Source organism: Paraburkholderia sp. FW306-2-2C-D06C (assembly GCF_058781505.1).
Genome location: NZ_JBYSWU010000027.1, coordinates 38350 through 57860, shown reverse-complemented (window position 1 = coordinate 57860; position 19511 = coordinate 38350). Strand labels below are relative to the sequence as shown.

The 19511-nt window shown below is 65.0% G+C and carries 18 protein-coding genes; 10 read left to right on the top strand and 8 right to left on the bottom strand.

Annotated features, from left to right (window positions below):
• Positions 1–24 precede the first annotated feature (24 nt).
• From AC3WLT_RS20925 to AC3WLT_RS20900, 6 genes are all read right to left on the bottom strand, one after another.
• Positions 25–1176: a branched-chain amino acid ABC transporter substrate-binding protein gene (locus AC3WLT_RS20925; RefSeq protein ID WP_492593596.1), complete on the bottom strand. Its 1152-nt coding sequence runs from the start codon at positions 1174–1176 to the stop codon at positions 25–27.
• A gap of 431 nt (positions 1177–1607) precedes the next feature.
• Positions 1608–2069, bottom strand: a complete 462-nt coding sequence (locus tag AC3WLT_RS20920) for a hypothetical protein (protein ID WP_492593595.1) — start codon at positions 2067–2069, stop codon at positions 1608–1610.
• A 273-nt stretch (positions 2070–2342) separates the two neighbouring features.
• Positions 2343–3209: a pyridoxal kinase PdxY gene (pdxY, locus tag AC3WLT_RS20915; RefSeq protein WP_492593594.1), complete on the bottom strand. Its 867-nt coding sequence runs from the start codon at positions 3207–3209 to the stop codon at positions 2343–2345.
• A 243-nt stretch (positions 3210–3452) separates the two neighbouring features.
• Positions 3453–4913, bottom strand: a complete 1461-nt coding sequence (gene glgA, locus AC3WLT_RS20910; RefSeq protein ID WP_492593593.1) for a glycogen synthase GlgA — start codon at positions 4911–4913, stop codon at positions 3453–3455.
• Between the two features lie 89 nt (positions 4914–5002).
• Positions 5003–6268 carry a glucose-1-phosphate adenylyltransferase gene (gene glgC / locus AC3WLT_RS20905; RefSeq protein ID WP_492593592.1) on the bottom strand — a complete coding sequence of 422 codons (1266 nt, stop codon included), beginning with the start codon at positions 6266–6268 and terminating at the stop codon, positions 5003–5005.
• Between the two features lie 78 nt (positions 6269–6346).
• Positions 6347–7069, bottom strand: a complete 723-nt coding sequence (locus tag AC3WLT_RS20900; protein ID WP_492593591.1) for a hypothetical protein — start codon at positions 7067–7069, stop codon at positions 6347–6349.
• Between AC3WLT_RS20900 and AC3WLT_RS20895 the strand changes: the two genes are divergently transcribed.
• Positions 7041–8048 (top strand): alpha/beta fold hydrolase, encoded by a 1008-nt coding sequence (locus tag AC3WLT_RS20895; RefSeq protein WP_492593590.1) that lies wholly within the window; start codon positions 7041–7043, stop codon positions 8046–8048. The two genes, AC3WLT_RS20900 and AC3WLT_RS20895, sit on opposite strands and share 29 nt — an antisense overlap.
• Positions 8049–8108: 60 nt before the next feature.
• Here AC3WLT_RS20895 and AC3WLT_RS20890 read toward each other — a convergent pair whose 3' ends face one another.
• Positions 8109–9104 (bottom strand): LLM class flavin-dependent oxidoreductase, encoded by a 996-nt coding sequence (locus tag AC3WLT_RS20890; RefSeq protein ID WP_492593589.1) that lies wholly within the window; start codon positions 9102–9104, stop codon positions 8109–8111.
• Positions 9105–9283: 179 nt separating this feature from the next.
• Positions 9284–9427: a hypothetical protein gene (locus tag AC3WLT_RS20885; RefSeq protein WP_492593588.1), complete on the bottom strand. Its 144-nt coding sequence runs from the start codon at positions 9425–9427 to the stop codon at positions 9284–9286.
• Here AC3WLT_RS20885 and AC3WLT_RS20880 point away from each other — a divergent pair.
• The 9 genes from AC3WLT_RS20880 (at position 9411) to AC3WLT_RS20840 (ending at position 19288) form a co-directional block, all read left to right on the top strand.
• Complete coding sequence (locus AC3WLT_RS20880; protein WP_492593587.1) at positions 9411–10490, top strand: LLM class flavin-dependent oxidoreductase; 1080 nt, start codon at positions 9411–9413, stop codon at positions 10488–10490. The two genes, AC3WLT_RS20885 and AC3WLT_RS20880, sit on opposite strands and share 17 nt — an antisense overlap.
• An 11-nt stretch (positions 10491–10501) precedes the next feature.
• Positions 10502–11335, top strand: a complete 834-nt coding sequence (locus tag AC3WLT_RS20875; RefSeq protein WP_492593586.1) for a class II aldolase/adducin family protein — start codon at positions 10502–10504, stop codon at positions 11333–11335.
• 12 nt (positions 11336–11347) lie between these two features.
• Positions 11348–12430 (top strand): ABC transporter substrate-binding protein, encoded by a 1083-nt coding sequence (locus AC3WLT_RS20870; protein WP_492593585.1) that lies wholly within the window; start codon positions 11348–11350, stop codon positions 12428–12430.
• Positions 12431–12470: 40 nt separating this feature from the next.
• Complete coding sequence (locus AC3WLT_RS20865) at positions 12471–13091, top strand: cysteine dioxygenase family protein (protein WP_492593584.1); 621 nt, start codon at positions 12471–12473, stop codon at positions 13089–13091.
• Positions 13088–14689 carry a rhodanese-related sulfurtransferase gene (locus tag AC3WLT_RS20860; protein WP_492593583.1) on the top strand — a complete coding sequence of 534 codons (1602 nt, stop codon included), beginning with the start codon at positions 13088–13090 and terminating at the stop codon, positions 14687–14689. Before AC3WLT_RS20865 ends, AC3WLT_RS20860 begins: the two co-directional genes overlap by 4 nt.
• Before the next feature lie 166 nt (positions 14690–14855).
• Entirely contained in the window at positions 14856–15854 is a 999-nt protein-coding gene (locus AC3WLT_RS20855) for an ABC transporter substrate-binding protein (RefSeq protein ID WP_492593582.1), read from the top strand.
• Positions 15855–15874: 20 nt separating this feature from the next.
• Complete coding sequence (locus tag AC3WLT_RS20850; RefSeq protein ID WP_492593581.1) at positions 15875–17065, top strand: acyl-CoA dehydrogenase family protein; 1191 nt, start codon at positions 15875–15877, stop codon at positions 17063–17065.
• Between the two features lie 670 nt (positions 17066–17735).
• Positions 17736–18287 (top strand): outer membrane protein assembly factor BamE domain-containing protein, encoded by a 552-nt coding sequence (bamE, locus tag AC3WLT_RS20845; RefSeq protein ID WP_492593580.1) that lies wholly within the window; start codon positions 17736–17738, stop codon positions 18285–18287.
• A gap of 47 nt (positions 18288–18334) precedes the next feature.
• Positions 18335–19288 carry a patatin-like phospholipase family protein gene (locus AC3WLT_RS20840; protein ID WP_492593579.1) on the top strand — a complete coding sequence of 318 codons (954 nt, stop codon included), beginning with the start codon at positions 18335–18337 and terminating at the stop codon, positions 19286–19288.
• Positions 19289–19511: the final 223 nt, after the last annotated feature.

Genomic DNA, 19511 nt, shown 5'->3' with positions numbered 1-19511 from the left:
TGGCGCCGCGCACGCAAAAAGACCTTAACTCCCGCTCTTGGTTACAACCGGCACCCAGCCCCCACTTTTAACCTGATACAGCGTGGAGGCACCGCTCTTCAACGCGCCGGTATTATCAAACGAAATCTTCCCGGTGACGCCTTCAAAATCAATCGCCTTCAGCACAGGACGATAAACCGTCGGCGAGCTGGATTTAGCCTGTTGCATCGCGTGAATCGCCGCCCAGGCTCCGTCATACCCAAACGGCGCGTACGACAGGATATCCACCCCAAACCGTTTCTTGAACCTGGCAGAAAAATCCTTGCCGCCAGGCAACTGGGCCAACGGCCTGCCATATTCCCATGCCATCACGCCTTCAGCCGCGTCGCCGGCCAGTTTGATGAACTCGGGATCCACCACGCCGCCGCCGCCCACCAACTGCGCGGTCATCCCCAATTGCTTCATCTTCTTCGCAAACCCGGCAGCCTGCGTATCGAGCCCGCCGAAGAAAATCAAATCCGCATTCGTCGACTTGATCTTGGTGAGCTGCGTGCTGAAATCCACCGCGTGATTGTCGGTGTACTCGCGCGCCACGATGTTGCCGCCGTGCGCCTTCACCGCTTTCTCGAACTCGTCGGCCTCGCCCTGGCCGAACGCGGTGCGGTCGTCGATGATCGCAATCCGTTTGGCCTTCGTCACCTCGACGGCATACATCCCCGCATTGCCGGCGTTTTGCGCATCGGTGGAAATCACCATGAAGGTGTTCGCAAAACCTCGCCCGGTAATGATCGGGTTGGTCGCGGCCGGGTCGATCACCGGAATGCCGGCCTGCTCGTAGATCTGCGAGGCCGGAATCGTCGTGCCCGAATTGAAGTGGCCCACGATCGCCGACACGCTCTGGTCAACCAGTTTCTGCGCGGCCTGCACGCCAATGCGCGGGTCGGCCTGGTCGTCCTCGGAGACAAGCTGGAATTGCGCGACCTTGTCGCCGATCTTGACCTTCTGCGCGTTGGCTTCCTCGATCGCAAGCCGTACGCCGTTTTCCAGATCCTTGCCGTAGCCGGCGTTGGCCCCCGTCATCGGCGCAGCAAAGCCGATCTTGACCGGCAGGTCATCGGCAAAACTGGCCAGCGGCGCCGTCGCGAAGACGGCGCCAACGAACAGTGCAAGCGGTTTCAGCGTGTTGCGAAGACTCATGGTCTCTCCTTCCATCGACAGTTTTCAGGTGTGAAAGCAGCAAGGCGGTAACGCTGGATCGATGCGCGCGAACCGGCGGCTGCCCGCCTCACGCGCATCGTCAGACTACGGATGTTCCGTCGCCATAAACAATGCTGGAATACGTGGAGTAGCCAGCGCGCGTCGGTCAATCTGGCGCGAATATAAAAAGCCAATTTGCAGCCGTCTTGGCAGTTCGCGGCGCTTTGAATGAGCATTTCGGCATAGATCGCACAGCGCTTTGGCTGGCGGCCTGTCAGGTCAGACGCGCAGATGCGGATTGCGGCACATGCTTAAGGAAAACCGCGGCGGCTCAGAAAACCGGCGCGAGCGCGCCGGCTATATCGCAACAGCGCGCCCACGGACGCAAAGCCGCGATTGCGCCGAAAAATCAGCGGGCCAAAGCCAGGCCCTCAGTGCTCGCCTTGCTGGCGCAACAACTCCTCACGCAGACGCAGGAGCGGCGCCTTGGTGTCTTCGTCGGCCCACGTGTCGAGGTCGTCGATCGCGCGCTGGCAGCCGTCGAGCACCAGGTCGAGATCGACCGGCACGCCGTTGTTGAGCGCGAACTCGATGGTCTCGGCGAATTGCTGGCATTCGTCCTCGCCGTAGGAGATGTCGAGGTTGTCGGCGATCACTGCGGCGATGTTGCTGCGCGCCTTGTCGTCGGGCGTCACCATGTCGATGATGCCGCGCGCCACCGCCGGCGAGTAATAGAGCGCGATGTCGAGCCACTGCGCCGGATCGAAGTCGGCTTCGTCGAACTGGTTCTCGAAGTACTCGATCGCTTCCTGCTCGTGAGTTTCGTCAGCGTCGACGCTGAGGCACAACTGCTCAAAATATTCTTCCCGCTCGCTGCGGATATAACCGTCCATCGATGCCTCGTCTGCTGAATGCCGGATGCTGAAAATGCGCTGTGGACGGGCGGCTGCTTCGTCCACGCGGCAGGCATTATAGGACGCCCGGATGACAATCGCGGACCGTATGCCCCACGGCGCTCGCCGCGGATTGCCCACGCAGCGCGGAACAGTGCCTTCCGCGCGGGTGGGATTTTCTTACCGGCGACCGCCGCGGCCAGCACCGCCGACGTGGCCAATCAGCCGGGCGCGGGTTCGGCCAGCCACTGACGCAACCGCAATCTCAATGGTCTACGCCGTCTCGGCCACCCACGCGTCGAACCATTCGCGCGGCTGCGCGATTTCGTTCTGCGCGGCAACCAGCTCCAGCTCGTAGCGTCCCGCCTGCCAGGTCGCCTTGACCACCGCATTCACGGCGGCCTGCGTGTGCTCGAAAGCCGCGCGAATCGAGTCGCCGAGCAGCGTGCGCGCGACGAACACCGCGCTCGTCAGATCGCCGACACCCACCGGCTGCCGCGCGAACGGATAGAGCGGGCGCTGACTCATCCATGCCTCGCGCTCGGTGACGACCAGCATGTTGAAACGGTCGGCGGGACTGTCGCGGTCGAGCAGGTGCTTGACCAGCACGAGCTTCGGCCCGCGGGCGATGAGTTCGCGGCAGGCCGTCACGGCCTCTTCGAGCGTCTCGATCTCGCGGCCCACCAGGCGTTGCAACTCGGTATGGTTCGGCGCCATTGCGTCGGCCATTTCCGGCATCGTGCGCACGAGGAATTCCTGAATGCCCGGCTCGACCTTGTAGCCGCTCGCCGCGCCCATCACCGGATCGCAGAAATACCACGCCCGTGGATTGGCGGCCTTCACGGCCTTGACGATTTCCAGTACGGATTGCGCTTGCTCGGGCGTGCCCAGATAGCCGGACAGCACGGCGTCGCAGCGCGGCAGCATGCCGATGGCGCCGATCCCTTCGACGAGGTCTTCCATCTGCGATGCATCGATCGCGCTGCCGCTCCAATGGCCGTATTGCGTGTGATTCGAGAACTGCACGGTATTGAGCGGCCAGACGTTGACGCCGAGCCGGCGCATCGGGAACACGGCCGCGCTGTTGCCGGCGTGCCCAAACACGACATGTGACTGGATGCTCAGAACGTTTTTCGTCATGGTGTCGGCTCGCGCAAGCCCTGATGCGCGAAAAGTGAGAACGGGGAGGATGCGCGACGGCGGTGCACCGGCCTTGGCCGGGCGGCTGTTGCGGCATGACTGTTTCAGACTATGCAAGAAAAATGTACCGTCTGCGTAGTCAGGAAACAATACATGAGTTTGCCGCGCCCGAGTTGGTCCGTCCCCGTGTTGTTGCGCCGAACCATCAAACGTATCGGCAGCGGGGCAGCGGGGCCTGGCGGCTCACGCGAGTTCGCGATACAGCGCGAGATAACGCTCGGCCGATGCGCCCCAGCCGAAGTCCTGGCGCATCGCGCGCCGCTGCGTCGCTTTCCATTCGGTGCGCCGCTCATGGAGCGCAAACGCGCGGCGGATCGCGGCGGCAAGGCCCTGCGGTTCGAAGCGTTCGAATACGAAGCCGGTGGCGAGATCGTCGGCGAGATTTTCGAGCGACGCGTCGACCACCGTATCCGCCAGACCGCCGACGCGGTGCACGAGCGGCAGCGAGCCACACGCCAGCGCATACATCTGCGTGAGCCCGCACGGCTCGAAGCGCGACGGCACCGCGATCACGTCGCTGCCCGCGACGATCGTATGAGCCAGCGCTTCGTCGAAGCCCAGTTCGACCGCGACCGATTCCGGATGCGCCTGCGCGGCGCGTTTCAAGCCGTTTTCGAGTGCTGGGTCGCCGGTGCCGAACACCGCCAGCTGGCCGCCGCGCTTGACGATTTCGGGCAACGCGGCGAGCAGCAGGTCGAGGCCTTTCTGCTCGGTCAGCCGGCTCACCACGCCGAACAGCAGCGCATCGCTTTTCTGCGCGAGGCCGAAACGCTTCTGCAAGGCGTCTTTGCACGCCTGTTTGCCGGCCAGGCGCGTAGCGGTGTAGTGATCCTCGAGCAGCGGATCGGTGGCGGGGTTCCACACCGTGTAGTCGACACCGTTCAGGATCCCGCTCAGGTCGTGCGAACGATGGCGCAGCAGCGCGTCGAGGCCGCCGCCCTGGGCGAGCGTCTGGATTTCGCGTGCGTAGGTCGGACTGACGGTGGTGATGCGGTCGCTGTAGTAGAGGCCCGCTTTCAGGAACGACAACTGCCCGTAGAACTCGACGCCGTGCATGCTGAAGAAGTCGTCCGGCAGACCGAGCAGGCCGAACTGGTGAGCCGGGAAAATGCCCTGATACGCGAGGTTGTGCACCGTAAATATGCTGCGCGCGAACGAGCGGCCATGCTGGCGTTCGGCCGCCTTCAGATAGGCGGGCGCGAGCCCCGCATGCCAGTCGTGCGCGTGGACGATCTGCGCCGACCACGCCGGATCGAGTTGCTGCGCCAGTTGCGCGGCGACCCAGCCGAGCAGGGCGAAGCGCTGCGCGTTGTCGCCGTAGGGCACATGTTCGTCGTTCAGATACGGATTGCCGGGCCGGTCGTACAGCGTGGCGGCGCGGATCATATAGACCGTGAGGCCGTTCGAGGGCAGCGTGCCCTGTTCGAGCGTGACCGCGGGCGCGTCGAAACGGCGGCCCAGTTGCGCCACCGTGCGCACGTCGGTCAAGCCGGCGGCAACCGCGGGAAAGCCGGGCAGCAGCACCCGCGCGTCGGCGCCGAGCTCGATCAGCGCAGGCGGCAATGCGCCCGCGACGTCGGCGAGACCGCCCGTTTTCAGAAGGGGATACAGCTCGCTTGCGACGTGCAGGGCGCGAATCGTCATAGACTCTGTCTCATTCCTGTTAGTGCGGGACGTCGTTCAGCCGCGGCGCGGGCGGCGCGCGGGCGGCGCATTCATCAACGGTGCGAGAATCAGCCGGCCTTCTGCCTGAGCGCCTCGGGCGTGACCAGCACGACGCCGTCGTCGGTACGGTAGAAACGTTCGGCGTCACTCACCGGATCCTCGCCGATCACCGTGCCGTCCGGAATCGCGCAGCCGCGGTCGATCACGACTTTCTGCAGCCGGCAACTCGCGCCGACGGTGACTTGCGGCAACAAGACTGCCTCATTGATGTTACAGAACGAATTCACCTTCACATTCGACGACAACACCGAGCGCGCGATCTGCGAGCCGGAGATCACACAGCCGCCGCACAGGATCAGATTGTTGGCGCTGCCTTGCAGACCTTTCATGTCGCGTACGAACTTGGCCGGCGGCAACTGCTCCTGATACGTCCAGATCGGCCAGTTGCGGTCGTACAGGTCGAGCGTCGGGATCGTCGAGGCGAGGTCGAGGTTGGCGGCCCAGTAGGCGTCGATCGTGCCGACGTCGCGCCAGTACGGCTCCACATTCGGGTCCGACGACACGCACGACATGCTGAACGGATGCGCGATCGCCATACCTTGCGTGACTACGCGCGGCAGGATGTCCTTGCCGAAGTCGTGATCGGTGTCGACGCTGGAGATGTTTTCTTCGAGCAGCGCGTACAGGTAGTCGGCGCTGAACACATAGATGCCCATGCTGGCGAGCGCCGTATCCGGGCGGCCCGGCATCGCGGGCGGATCGGCCGGTTTTTCGACGAAGCCAGTGATGCGGCGGTGTTCATCCACCGCCATCACGCCGAAGGCCACCGCGTCCATGCGCGGCACCTCGATACAGCCGACCGTGCAATCCGCGCCGCTTTCCTGGTGGTCGGCGATCATCCGCGTGTAATCCATCTTGTAGATGTGATCGCCCGCGAGCACCACCACGTATTTCGGCCGGATCGAGCGGATGATGTCGAGGTTCTGGAACACCGCGTCCGCGGTGCCGCGGTACCAGTGCGCGCCTTCCACGCGTTGCTGCGCGGGCCACAGGTCGATGAATTCGCTGAATTCTCCGCGCAGGAAGCCCCAGCCGCGCTGCAAATGGCGCAGCAGCGAGTGCGCCTTGTACTGCGTGACTACCGCGATGCGGCGGATGCCGGAGTTCAGACAATTGGACAGCGCGAAGTCGATGATCCGGTATTTGCCGCCGAAGTGCACTGCCGGTTTGACGCGCTTGTTGGTGAGCGGCCCGAGCCGCGTGCCACGTCCGCCCGCAAGGACGATGGCGAGGGTGGTGCGTTGCAGATCGTTCAGGCGTGCCGGACTTTCCATGTCTGTCTCCCTGGTTGGTATACCCCGGATGGCCATGCTGGATGTGTTCTCGCCATGGGTTCAAGCGCTCGCTTCTAACTATTGTTTCGAGCGTTTGCCCCGGATGGTTTTAGTTCGCTTTCCTGTCCGCTTCTGGATCGTGCTGTCGGGTGGCTCCGCGTTTTTGGCTCCGTCTGCTAGTTCTAGCACCGATTTGCCGCGGGCGCGTAGTCTGAATTGTGCGGATGCCGCTTGCGCTGCGCCTTTGTGCACGATCTGCACGATCAACCCTTGCACACGATGCATCCGTGCGCCACGACACATAGCGTGCATGGTGATTATCCGCAATATGCGTGCCATGCCGACCGCTGCGACCGCTGCGACCACTGCGACCACTGCGACCGCTGCGACCACTGCGACCACTGCGACCGCTGCGACCACTGCGACCACTGCGACCACTACGACCACTACGGCCACTACGGCCACTGCAGCCACTGCAGCCATGAGCGTGCGCGGGCGGCGGCGGAGTCTGGCGGAGCGTCGTAGAATCGTCGGCTCGTGAACGGGGCTCGAGCGCGATTGCTCGTGCGTGAGCCGCACGTTTTCCGTTGCTCTCTCCTTGCAAGAAAACCTATCGATGAGCTTGCGCCGCTTTTCTTTGCTCGCCATGTTGAGCGCCAGTGCGTTGGCTGCCTCGCCGGCCGTCTTCGCCGCTGCAACCGCCGCTGCAACCGTCACTGCAACCGTCACTGCAAGCGCCGCTGCAAGCGCCGCTTCCACCACTGCCATCGCTTTGACCGCCTCGCCGGCCAGCGCCGCCAACCCGGGCGTGGCCAGCGCCGCCGACCACGTCGGTCCCGCGTTCGGCCCCGAGTTGCAGGGCTTCGACTATCCGGCGCCGGTCGAGCGGTACGACTTCACCTCGCAAGGCGTGGCGCTGCATATGGCGTACATGGATATCAAGCCGGAGCACGCCAACGGCCGCACGGCGGTGTTGCTGCACGGCAAGAACTTCTGCGCGGCGACGTGGGAGACGACGATCCGCCGCCTCAGCGACGCCGGCTATCGCGTGATCGCGCCCGACCAGATCGGTTTCTGCAAATCGAGCAAGCCTGAGCACTATCAGTACAGTTTTCAGCAACTGGCGCGCAATACCCACGCGCTGCTCCAGTCGCTCGGCGTCACCGACGCGACCCTGATCGGCCATTCCACTGGCGGCATGCTCGCAATCCGCTATGCGCTGACGTATCCGCATGAGACGCAGCAACTGGTGCTGGTCAACCCGATCGGGCTCGAGGATTGGAAGGCGAAGGGCGTGCCGTCGCTATCGGTCGACCAATGGTATGAGCGCGAGCTGAAGACCACCGCCGACGGCATTCGCCGCTACGAGCAGTCGACCTACTACGCGGGCCAGTGGCGCGCGGACTATGAACCGTGGGTGCAGATGCTGGCGGGGATGTACAGTGGTCCCGGCAAACAGATCGTCGCGTGGAATTCCGCGTTGCTGTACGACATGATTTACACGCAGCCGGTGGTATACGAGCTGGGCCAGCTGACGATGCCGACGCTGCTGCTGATCGGCCAGAAGGACACCACAGCGATCGGCAAGGACGCAGCGCCGCCCGAGGTGCGCGCGAAGATCGGCCGTTACCCGGAACTGGGCAAGGCCGCGGCCAAGGCGATTCCGCATGCGACGCTCGTCGAATTCGCGGCGTTGGGGCACGCGCCGCAGATGCAGGATCCGCAGGCATTTCATCGGGCGCTGCTCGACGGCCTGGCGGCGGTGCCGGCGAACCGCTGAGCCCGGACCCGCGCCCGAACAGTCAGCGAGAAGAAGGGCGGCCGCGAGCCGCCCTTTTTGTTACTTGCCGACGATCAATTCCTCGCGCACTTGCGCGGCGATTTCGAACGATCGCAAGCGCGCCGCGTGATCGTAGATTTGCGCGGTCAGCATCAGCTCGTCCGCGCCGGTCTGTTCGATCACTGACAGCAGACCTTCGCGGACCGCATCGCGATCGCCGAGCACGGTGCAGGCGAGCGAATGCGCGACGCTGTTCAACTCCATTTCCGCTGCTTCGAGACGCTCGACCGGCGGCTGCAGCTGACCGGGCGTACCGCGGCGCAGATTGATGAACTGTTGCTGCAGCGAGGTGAAGAGACGCTGCGCTTCGGCGGTGGTATCGGCGGCGAACAGATTGATGCCGACCATCGCGTAGGGTTTATCGAGCGTCGCCGACGGCCGGAATTGCGCGCGATAGAGCCGCAGCGCGGTGAGCATGTGATCGGGCGCGAAGTGCGACGCGAACGCGAACGGCAGGCCGAGCGTCGCGGCGAGTTGCGCGCTGTAGAGCGACGAGCCGAGCAGCCACAGCGGCACATTGAGACCTGCGCCGGGTACTGCGCGAATGCGCTGGCCCGGCACGGGATCGGCGAAATAGCGTAGCAGCTCGACGACGTCGTCGGGGAACGACTCAGCACTGTTTTGCGGATCGCGGCGCAGCGCGCGGGCGGTGGTTTGATCGGTGCCGGGTGCGCGGCCGAGGCCCAGGTCGATGCGATCCGGATAGAGCGAGGCGAGGGTGCCGAATTGTTCCGCGATGACTAGCGGAGCATGGTTGGGCAGCATGATGCCGCCCGAGCCGACGCGAATTTTCGTTGTGCCGCCAGCGACGTAGCCAATCACCACCGAGGTGGCGGCGCTGGCGATGCCGGTCATGTTGTGGTGTTCCGCCAGCCAGTAGCGGCGATAGTTCCAGGCTTCCGCATGCTGCGCCAGGTCTAGCGTGTTCCTGAAGGCTTGTGCCGGGGTGGCGCCTGCGGTGACGGGCGATAGGTCCAGGACCGAGAAGGGGATCATTGTCTGTTCAATGGCTGCTTTTTGCGCTTTCGCGCGACGGGGCATTGTGGCAAAGGTTTTGTTTTCCTGCTGACGGCACGGGGATGTCCACGTTCGTCGAAGGGGGTTTGCGGCAAGGGGGCTGCCAAAGGCAAGAAACCAAAACCCAATACATGCAAAGCCGATATAGATATGGCTGATCAATATTTAACAACCGCATGTAGCGCTGCTACCTTAAACCCCTCGAACGCGGCAGCAACCGCCGTTGCGGAAAAAGAAGAGCCACCGCCCCGCCGGGCAAAACCAACATGATTGGGAGACACCACCGTGTCAATCGAATTCATCGGCATGATCCAGACCCGCAAGGTGTCTGAAACTCACGCGCCGCAAGGCCCGAGCATCGACCTCGACTACATCGGACAATTCGCCCGCGCCCACGAAGCCGCGGGCTTCGACCGCATCCTCGTGCCGCATCATTCGACGAGCCCCGACGCACTCCTGACCGTAGCCCACGCGGCCAGCGTCACGGAAAACGTGCACTTCATGCTGGCTCACCGCCCGGGCTTCGTCGCACCCACGCTGGCCGCGCGTCAGCTGGCAACGCTCGACCACTATTCGCGCGGCCGCTTGGCAGTCCACATCATCTCCGGCGGCGACGATGCAGAACAACGCCGCGACGGCGACTACCTCTCGCATGACGAACGCTACGCGCGCACCGACGAATATCTGCACGTCCTGCGCCGCATCTGGACCGAAGACACACCCTTCGATCACGCGGGCCAGTACTACCGCTTCGAACAAGGTTTCTCCGAAGTCAAGCCGCTCCAGCAACCGCATATCCCGGTGTACTTCGGCGGCGCGTCGGCGCCCGCGCTCGAAATCGCCGGCCGTCACGCGGATGTCTACGCGCTGTGGGGCGAATCGAAGGCGCAAGTGCGCGAGCAGGTCGCCCGCGTGCGCGCCGAAGCAGCCAAACATGGCCGTACGGTGCGCTTCTCGGTGTCGTTCCGGCCCATCCTCGCCGCCACCGAAGCCGCCGCCTGGGAGCGCGCGGATCGCATCCTCGAAGAAACCCGCCGGCTGCGCGCGGCTCAAGGGCTCGGCGTCGGCGGCCCGGCGCAAAGCGAAGGCGCGCGGCGTCTGCTGGCGGCGTCCGGTGAATCGGACCGCGTCGACGAACGCCTGTGGACCGGCATCGCCAGGGAAATCGGCGGGCGCTCGAATTCGACCGCTCTCGTCGGCACGCCCGAACAGGTCGCCGATACGCTCGCCGACTATTACGCGCTCGGCGTCTCGACCTTCCTCGTGCGCGGCTTCGATCCGCTCGAAGACGCCATCGACTACGGCCGTGAACTGATTCCGGCCACCCGCGAACGGATCGCGCGCGTCGAGCGCGTAGCCGCCTGAACGGAGCCCCAATGACCGATCTGTCTGCCGCCTTCAGGAACACGCCTGCGGGCAATGCAACGGCGCTACAGCGTCACGAACCCCTCCGCAAGTTCTGGTTCGACGACGTGCCGCCGCGTGAAAGCATCGCGGATGAACGCCGCCATCGGCAAGAACGCCTCGCCGTGGCGTTTCGTCTGTTCGCGCGCTATGGCTTCGACCAGGGGCTCGCCGGACACATCACCGCGCGCGACCCCGAGTGGCCCGATCACTTCTGGGTCAATCCGTTCGGCAAGCACTTCAGCCGTATTCGCGTGTCCGATCTGCTGCTGGTGAATGCGCAGGGCGAGATCGTCGTCGGCGAGGGGCCGGTGAATCAGGCGGCCTTCGCGATTCACGCTGCGATTCACGAGGCGCGCCCCGATGTGGTCGCGGCGGCGCATACGCATTCGCTCTATGGCAAAGCGTGGTCGACGCTCGGCCGCACGCTCGATCCGCTGACGCAGGACGCGTGCGCGTTCTATCAGGACCACGCGCTGTTCGACGATTTTCGCGGCGTCGTGCTCGACACCGGCGAAGGCGCGCGCATCGCGGCGGCGCTCGGCGAGCGACGCGCAGTGATCCTGAAGAATCACGGCATCCTCACGGCCGGCCCGAGCGTCGAGGCCGCCGCATGGTGGTACATCGCGCTCGATAGCGCCTGCCACGCGCAATTGCTCGCCGAAGCCGCCGGCACGCCACAAGCCATCCCGCACGACGTCGCCACGCTCACGCATGAGCAGGTGGGCCGTCCCGGCGGCGCGCTGTTTGCGTTCGAGAGCCTGCTGGAAGGGCTCGTCGAAGCCGAGCCCGACGTACTGACCTGAGCGACTCCCGATATGACCCAACGTTTCGATCCGCCGGTTTCGCTCCGGCGCCGCCGGCTCATGTCCGCGTTGCCGCCCGCTGCGGCCGTGGCCGCCGTGACACTAGCCGGCGCAGGCACGAGCCTCGTTTCGGCAGCGGCGCAAGCCGCGTCGGCTGCATCGGCTGCATGGGCGGGAGCGGGCCGGAACGACCCGCGCCTCGACCTCAGCAAAGTCCATCTGCGTGTCGCGACCTACAAAGGCGGCGACGCCACGCTGCTGAAAACAGCCGGCCTCGCGGACACCCCTTACGCGATCGACTGGTCCGAGTTCCAGTCCGGCAACGCGATGGTCGAGGCGATGAACGGCGGCTCGCTCGATATCGCCTCGGGCAGCGAGATTCCGCCGATCTTCGCGCGGTTGCAAAACGCCCAGGTACGCGTGATCGCCGTCTACAAGGACGACGTCAACAACCAGGTGGTGCTGGTGCCGAAGGGCTCGTCGATCCGCTCGATCGCCGATCTGAAGGGCAAGCGCGTAGGCTATCTGCGCGCGACCACCACGCATTACTACTTGCTGCGCATGCTCGAAGAAGCGGGGCTGTCGTTCAGCGATATCCAGGCGACGTCGCTCGCACCGCGCGACGGCTTCGCCGCCTTCAACGCCGGCTCGCTCGACGCATGGGCGATCTACGGCTACAACGTGCCGCTCGCGATCTCGCAGGCGGGCGCACGCGTGCTGAAAAACGCCAACGGCTACCTGTCCGGCAACTATCTGTACTACGGTCACCCGGCGGCCCTGGCTGACCCGCTGCGGCGCGCCGCTGCCGCGGATCTGCTGGTGAGGCTGCAACGCGCATGCACGTGGTTCAGCCAGCATCAGGATGCGTATGCGAAGGTGTTGTCCGCCGAACTGCGCGTGCCGGAAGAAGCGATTCTGTCCCTGTACCGCAACCAGAGCCAGGCGCGCCGCATCACCGGCGTCACGGCGGCGGACATCGCGAGCGAGCAGCAGGTTGCCGATACCTTTGCGCGTGCGGCCGTGATCGAGCGGCGCGTCGACGTCGCGCCGTTGTGGACCGACACCTTCAACGCTGCGCTCGCCCACGGCGCCTGAGCCGATTCCGGATTCCCGTCACCCCTTCCTTGAACTTTCGATGACTCAAACCTTAAGCGCCGCCTTAAGAGCGGACCGGCTGCGCACGTTCGTCAGCCGGATCGCGTCCCTTGTCGACGACGCCGTGCCCGAAGCGCGGCTCCTCGAAGCCGGCGGCGCGCATCTGAGCGAACTGGTCGCCCACGACGACTGGTTGCCCGACGCTTTCGCGCAGCCCGATCCCGAGCGCTATCAGCAATTCCTGTTGCACGCGGATGCGCGGCAGCGTTTCTCCGTTGTCAGTTTTGTCTGGGGACCGGGGCAAGCGACGCCGGTGCACGACCACACCGTATGGGGTTTGATCGGCGTGCTGCGTGGCGCGGAAATTGCTCAGAATTATCGCGTCACGCCGACCGGCACGCTGGCGGAAGAGGGCGCGCCGCGGCGCCTCGCCGCTGGCGCAGTGGATGCCGTGTCGCCGCGCATCGGCGACATTCATCGCGTGAGCAATGCATACGATGACCGTACATCGATCAGCATTCACGTGTACGGTGCAAATATCGGTGCGGTGACGCGCTCGGTGTACCCGGCCGGCGGTGGTCGTAAAAATTTCATCTCCGGCTACTCGAACGACGTGTTGCCGAATATCTGGAATGTTTCGAAGGAGTTCCCGATCCCATGAGTTTCGCTACAGAGTTCCGTACCCTTTCATTCAAGGACGTGCGCCGCGCGCTGCTGGAGCGCCAGGAAATCGCGCTCGTCGACGTACGCGAGGAAGATCCGCATGCACGCAGTCATCCGCTCTTTGCCGCCAACCTGCCGCTGTCGCGGCTCGAACTGGACGCGCCGCTGCGCCTGCCGTGTCTCACCGTGCCGATCGTCGTATTCGATGACGGCGAAGGACTCGCCGAACGCGCCGCGCGCCGTTTGAGCGAGTTGGGCTATACCGATGTCGCCTTGCTCGAAGGCGGCCTGCAAGGCTGGCGTAGGGCCGGCGGCGAGCTGTTCCAGGATGTCAACGTGCCGAGCAAGGCATTCGGCGAACTGGTCGAAAGCGAGCGGCATACGCCGTCGCTCGACGCGCCGCACGTGCAGGCGCTGCTCGATCGCGAGGCCGGCGTGGTGGTGCTCGACGCGCGCCGCTTCGACGAATACCAGACCATGAACATTCCCGGCAGCATCAGCGTGCCGGGCGCCGAACTGGTGCTGCGCGCCAGGCAGCTTGCACCCGATCCGGCCACGCGCATCATCGTCAATTGCGCGGGCCGCACCCGCAGCATCATCGGCGCGCAGTCGCTGATCAATGCGGGCGTGCCCAATCCGGTTGCGGCGCTGCGCAACGGCACAATCGGCTGGACGCTCGCCGGGCAGCCGCTCGCGCATGGCAGCTCGCGCCGCTTCGATCCGAATCTCGACGACGAAGTCCGTCTGGCCGCCGCCGACGCCGCGCGCAAGGTGGCGGATCGCGCGCAAGTGGGCCGCACGTCGCGTGACGAAGCGCGCCGTTGGGCCGACGAAGCGGTACGCACCGTCTATCGCTTCGACGTGCGCACGCCGGAAGAATATGAAGCGGGCCACGTGCCCGGTTTTCGCAGCGCGCCGGGCGGCCAGCTCGTGCAGGAGACCGACATGTTCGCGCCGGTGCGCGGCGCGCGCGTGATCCTCGCGGACAACGACGGCGTGCGCGCGAACATGAGCGCATCGTGGCTCGCGCAGATGAACGTCGAGGTGTACGTGGTGGATGGCCTGAGCGCCGCCGACTTCAGCGAACGAGGGGCGGCGCCCGCTGCGCGGAACGCGCCCACGCCGCCAGACGCCGATGAGATTTCGCCCGCCGAACTGGCGGCGCTGCTGCAAGCGCCCGGCACCGCCGTGCTTGATTTCACGACGAGCGCGAACTATGTGAAGCGCCATATTCCGGGCGCGTGGTACGCGATTCGCTCGCTGCTCGACGCCGCCGTGCGCAAGCTGCCCACCGCGCAACGCTATGTGGTGACCTGCGGCAGCAGTTTGCTGGCGCGTTTCGCCGCGCCCGAGGTGGCCGCCTTGACGGGCAAACCGGTGCAGGTGCTGAGCGGCGGCACGAGCGCATGGATCGAAGCGGGCTTGCCGGTCGAAAGCGGCGAGACGAGGCTCGCTTCGCCGCGCATCGACCGTTACCGGCGTCCGTATGAAGGCACCGATAACGGGCGTGAAGCGATGAACGCGTATCTGGAGTGGGAATACGGCCTCGTCGCGCAACTCAGGCGCGACGGCACGCACGGTTTTCATGTGATCTGACGCGGGCATTTCGTGCGCACGACGATACCTGCACAAGTCTGTGCGCACGAAGCGGGTGCCAGGAAAATTCGCATATTTGCTTAGAAGAATAATGCGTTTGCCTTATGCAGATGCGTGCCTTATCGTCGCTTCCAACTTTCACCGCATGCATCGCGTAAGCGCCGATATGACGATCACCCGCTTTTCTTTTGCAGTCTCATCCGCCGTGCGACGCGTGCGCCGCGCGTTGTGGTTCAGACCAGTCGTTGCCGCGCTGCTGGCCGTGTGCGCCGCGTCCTCGCCAGTGTCCGCGTATGCCGCCGATTTGCCGGTGCTGAAAGTCGGCGACCAGTCCTTGCAAACGCGCGGCATTCTCGAAGCATCCGGGCAATTGAAAGACCTGCCGTACAAGATCGAATGGTTCAACTTTCCCGCCGCGCAACCGCTCGGCGAAGCGTTGAATGCGGGCGCGGTGGATGTCGGCGGACTCGGCGATGCGCCGCTCGTGTTCGCGCTCGCTGCCGGCGCGCGCGTGCGAGCGGTCGCGGCAACGCGTTCGACGCCGCTCGATCTGGCGATCGTCGTCGGCGCTCATTCGCCGCTGAACGATGCGGCGAGTCTGAAGGGCAAGCGTATCGCGACGACGCGCGGTTCGATCGGCCACTATCTCGCGCTCGCCGCGTTGAAGAAGGCCAACGTGCCGCTAGCCGACGTCAAGCTCGTGTTTCTCGCACCCGCGGATGCGAAGGCGGCACTCGCTTCGGGCAGCGTCGACGCGTGGTCGGTGTGGGACCCGTACACGGCGCTGGGCGAAGCGCGCGACCACAACCGTATCATCGCCAACGGCGTCGGCTTGTCGGAAGGACTCAGCTACCAGGTCGCCACCGAACGCGCGATCGCGGACAAGCGCGCGCAGCTCGCCGACTTCCTGCGGCGCGTCGCGATCGGGCAACGTTGGGCGCTCTCGCATCCGGACGAAGTCGCGGCGATGCAATCGCGCGTGACTGGCCTGCCGACCGACGTGCTGAAAACTGTCTATCAGCGCGGCCAGGTGCATCCGGTCGCGATCGACGACAGCGTCGTCGCCGCGCAGCAGCGCACCGCCGATATCTACGAAGCCGCCAACGTGATCCGCGCGCATCTCGATGTGCGCACGAGCTTCGATCGCAGTTTCCCTCTGCCGTAACGCGGCGCCGGAGTTCCCGCATGAATGCCCCGATTGCCGACAGCGCGGTGACACGCCGTCATCCGCGGCTCGATAGCGATGCGTTCGACGCGCTGCTCGCGCAGCTCACCGCCGAGTTCGCCGCGAGCGCCGCGCACTATGACCGCACTGCCGAATTTCCGCACGCCAATCTGGCGCGCCTGCACGCGTTCGATCTGCTCTCGCTGACGGTGCCTGCATCGCTCGGCGGCGCGGACGCGAGCTTGCCGCAGGCGTTGAAAGTGATCCGCGCGGTGGCGCGCGGCGAGCCGTCCACGGCGCTGGTGCTGGTCATGCAGTACCTGTTTCACCACCGCTTGCAGGGCAATCCGCATTGGCCTGTGGCGCTGCGCGAACGCGTCGCGCGCGAAGCGGTGCGCGACGGCGCGCTGATCAACTCGCTGCGCGTCGAACCCGAACTCGGCACGCCGGCGCGCGGCGGCTTGCCGTCGACCGTCGCGAAGCGCAGCGGCGACGGCTGGCGCATCGACGGCAGCAAACTGTATTCGACCGGCAGCCCCGGTCTCACGTGGCTCGCGGTGTGGGCGCGCAGCGACGAGACGCCGCCGCGCGTCGGCGTGTGGCTGGTGCATCGCGATACGCCGGGCGTGCGGGTCGGCAGCGAATGGAATCACCTCGGCATGCGCGCCACCGGCAGTCACGAACTGGTGTTCGACGACGTGTTCGTGCCGGCTACGCATGCGGTCGATGTGCATCCGCCGGGGGAGCCCGGCGCCGGGCTCGATCCGCTCGGATTCGCGTGGATGAGCGTGCTGCTGTCGGCGGTCTACGACGGCGTGGCGCGGGCCGCGCGCGACTGGTTCGCGCAGTGGGCCGCGCATCGCACACCCGGCAATCTCGGCGCGCCGCTCGCGAGCCTGCCGGCGTTTGCGCAGACGCTCGGCCGCATCGATGCGCTGTTGTTCGACAATCGTGTGTTGCTCGACGCGAGTGCGCGCGGCGAGCACGTGACGCTCGACGAAGCGCCGCTCGTCAAATACACGGTGACGAATCATTCGATCGAGGCCGTGCAACTCGCCGTCGAGGCAAGCGGCAATCCCGGCTTGAGCCGCGACAATCCTCTCGAGCGCCACTATCGCGATGTGCTGTGCGCGCGGATCCATACGCCGCAAAACGATTCGGTGCTGCTGGGCGCGGGGCGGGCGGGTTTCGCTTCGTTCTTGCCCGTATGAGGGGGCGATGCGGACCGGCACCGCGCCTGCGCCGTTCAGCTGCAAATCATCTGCCGATTCGGTGTAAACGCGCTCTCGTCTAATACCGCCAATGCGTTTAGATTAGCTGCACTTGGAAGGCTTATCGAGGGACCAGGGCGGCCAGACAAGCAGCGGTCCGCTATTGCGGCGATGGTGTAAGGTCAGAGGCCAAGGTCTCTCGCCGCCTCGCCCCGAATCGGGCCGCTGCGCGTCGTCCATGGTGCTTCGTTTCGGGCGGCCGTTCTGCCGCCTCCACCGCTCGGTGACCGTACCGACCGGTCTGGCGACGCGTAGCACAGCGTCGCCTTTTTGCTTGTGCGCCGTTTGTGCATGCCTGTGCGAGCCTGGGCTTGTGCGTGCCTGTGCCTGTTTGTGTCTGCTTGTGCCTGTTTGTGCGCGCTTTTCCGCATGCTTCTGAGTACTCGTGCGCCGCATTTTTCCCGCCTTGTCCATCTGCGTCGACCCGCGGCATATCACGCCGCCGCCGACTGCGCCGCAAGAGGGCCGACAGCCTTCCTGCAGGCGGCGCTCGCGGTTTTTTCCACACGCGGTTATCCTGTAGCACGCCCGGAGGAAGTCCCCTTGGTGGACGCCCTACACAACGGGATGCGTGCGCATGACGCGCCCGCATCCGTACAGGAAACTTGCTGTGAGCCTCAAACTGCTTACCGTCGCCATGCTGAGCGCGTGCGTAGCGCTTGCCGGTTGTGACGACCAACAGAGCGACCGCGCCGTGCAAAAACTCAAGGAATTTTTCAACGCTGTCAAACCGGACGCGTTACTGCTCAAGAATATGACGCCCGGCGTCACGAGCGAAGCGCAGGTCCGCGACCAGATGGGCAAACCGGAAACCGAACGGACGTTTACCGACGGCTCGAAGCGCCTCGAATATCCGCGCGGCCCGCAAGGGCTGAACACCTACATGGTCGACATCGACCGCGACGGCAAACTGCAAGCCATCACGCAGGTGCTCACTGCCGCCAACTTCGCGAAGGTTCGCATCGGCATGACCGAGGACGAAGTGCGCCGCCTGCTCGGCAAGCCAGGCGAAGTCGCCGTGTTTCCGTTGAAGCCGGAAACCGTGTGGAGCTGGAAGTGGCGCGAGGGCGGCGTGACGGAAGAGGGCATTTTCAACGTGCATTTCGACCAGTTTCAGAAGGTGTACACCACATCGCGCTCGGACGTGGTGCGCGGGCGATAGATGAGGAACGACGAGAAAAGTCGGGAACAGAGAACAGGCGGGAAAAAATGATACGTCGACGTCGATATAGCCGTATCGGGCTGGTGTTGGGTGGGGGCGCCGCGCGCGGCTGGGCGCATATCGGCGCGATTCGCGCGTTGCTCGATGCGGGCATCAAGCCGGATGTGGTGTGCGGCACATCGATCGGGGCGCTGGTCGGCGCGGTCTATGCGAACGGCGACCTCGACTGGCTTGAAGAATGGGTCTCCCGGCTCACCTGGCAGACGGTGGTGCGTCTGCTCGATCTGCGTCTGTCGGGCGGCTTGCTGGGCGGGCGTAAAGTGATCCAGTTGTTCGCGGACAAATTCGACGGACGCTCGATTGCGCAGTTGAACATGCCGTTCGCCGCGGTCGCGACCGAGCTCGACACGGGGCGCGAAAGCTGGTTGCAGGACGGCAGCGTGGTCGATGCCGTGCGCGCGTCGATTGCGATTCCGGGGATTTTCACGCCGGTTTGGCATAACGGCGTGTGGCTGGTGGATGGCGGCCTGAGCAATCCGGTGCCGGTTTCGGTGGCGCGCGGCATGCGGGCGGACTGCGTGATCGCTGTCGATCTGAACAACGATATTCTCAACGGCCGCGATTTCGGCGGTGCGGTGGTCGATACGCCTGCGATTGATCCGACGGCGCCGCCGCCGGTCGCGTTACGCCGCAACGGCAAACCTTGGCCGCGCTGGCTTGCGCCTGCCGAGGTGCGCGCTAGCGACGACGTGCGGGTGCCCCCTGCACCGAGTGCGCGGGTGCCTTCCATGCTGAGCTCGATCGCGCAGAGCATCGACATCATGCAAGTGCGGATTACGCGCAGCCGCCTTGCAGGCGAACCGGCGGATATCCTGATTCAGCCGCGCCTTGGCGGCATGGGGATTTTTGATTTTCATCGCGCGGCACCGGCGATTGAAGAGGGGCGCGCGGCGGTTGAGTACATGTTGCCGGCGATTCGCGCTCGCTTGGGGATTGATTGAGGTTTTCTGTTGCCTGCGCGCCGCTGCGGTTTGTGCAGCCGCTCCGTCTATCGAAAAAGCGACCCGAAACTTGCTAAATCGCGGCGGCCCAAGCCGCCCGCGAGCGGGCTTACAAACCGATATCCCCCGCAAAACCAAGCCCCAGGAGCCTTCAGCGGCGGAAAACCGCGTCATGCTGCGACGCAGCAAACCTCCCGCCCTCTATTTGAGCAATTAATTTTCG

Coding starts and splice junctions, on each gene's coding strand:
- glgC (WP_492593592.1), bottom strand. CDS start 6,268: ATGGAAAGTCCGGCACGCCTGAACGATCTGCAACGCACCACCCTCGCC.
- AC3WLT_RS20925 (WP_492593596.1), bottom strand. CDS start 1,176: ATGAGTCTTCGCAACACGCTGAAACCGCTTGCACTGTTCGTTGGCGCC.
- AC3WLT_RS20890 (WP_492593589.1), bottom strand. CDS start 9,104: ATGATCCCCTTCTCGGTCCTGGACCTATCGCCCGTCACCGCAGGCGCC.
- AC3WLT_RS20870 (WP_492593585.1), top strand. CDS start 11,348: ATGACCCAACGTTTCGATCCGCCGGTTTCGCTCCGGCGCCGCCGGCTC.
- glgA (WP_492593593.1), bottom strand. CDS start 4,913: ATGACGATTCGCGCCCTGCACGTCGCAAGCGAGCTGTATCCCCTTCTG.
- AC3WLT_RS20885 (WP_492593588.1), bottom strand. CDS start 9,427: ATGAATTCGATTGACACGGTGGTGTCTCCCAATCATGTTGGTTTTGCC.
- AC3WLT_RS20920 (WP_492593595.1), bottom strand. CDS start 2,069: ATGGACGGTTATATCCGCAGCGAGCGGGAAGAATATTTTGAGCAGTTG.
- AC3WLT_RS20865 (WP_492593584.1), top strand. CDS start 12,471: ATGACTCAAACCTTAAGCGCCGCCTTAAGAGCGGACCGGCTGCGCACG.
- AC3WLT_RS20855 (WP_492593582.1), top strand. CDS start 14,856: ATGACGATCACCCGCTTTTCTTTTGCAGTCTCATCCGCCGTGCGACGC.
- AC3WLT_RS20850 (WP_492593581.1), top strand. CDS start 15,875: ATGAATGCCCCGATTGCCGACAGCGCGGTGACACGCCGTCATCCGCGG.
- AC3WLT_RS20860 (WP_492593583.1), top strand. CDS start 13,088: ATGAGTTTCGCTACAGAGTTCCGTACCCTTTCATTCAAGGACGTGCGC.
- AC3WLT_RS20840 (WP_492593579.1), top strand. CDS start 18,335: ATGATACGTCGACGTCGATATAGCCGTATCGGGCTGGTGTTGGGTGGG.
- AC3WLT_RS20875 (WP_492593586.1), top strand. CDS start 10,502: ATGACCGATCTGTCTGCCGCCTTCAGGAACACGCCTGCGGGCAATGCA.
- pdxY (WP_492593594.1), bottom strand. CDS start 3,209: ATGACGAAAAACGTTCTGAGCATCCAGTCACATGTCGTGTTTGGGCAC.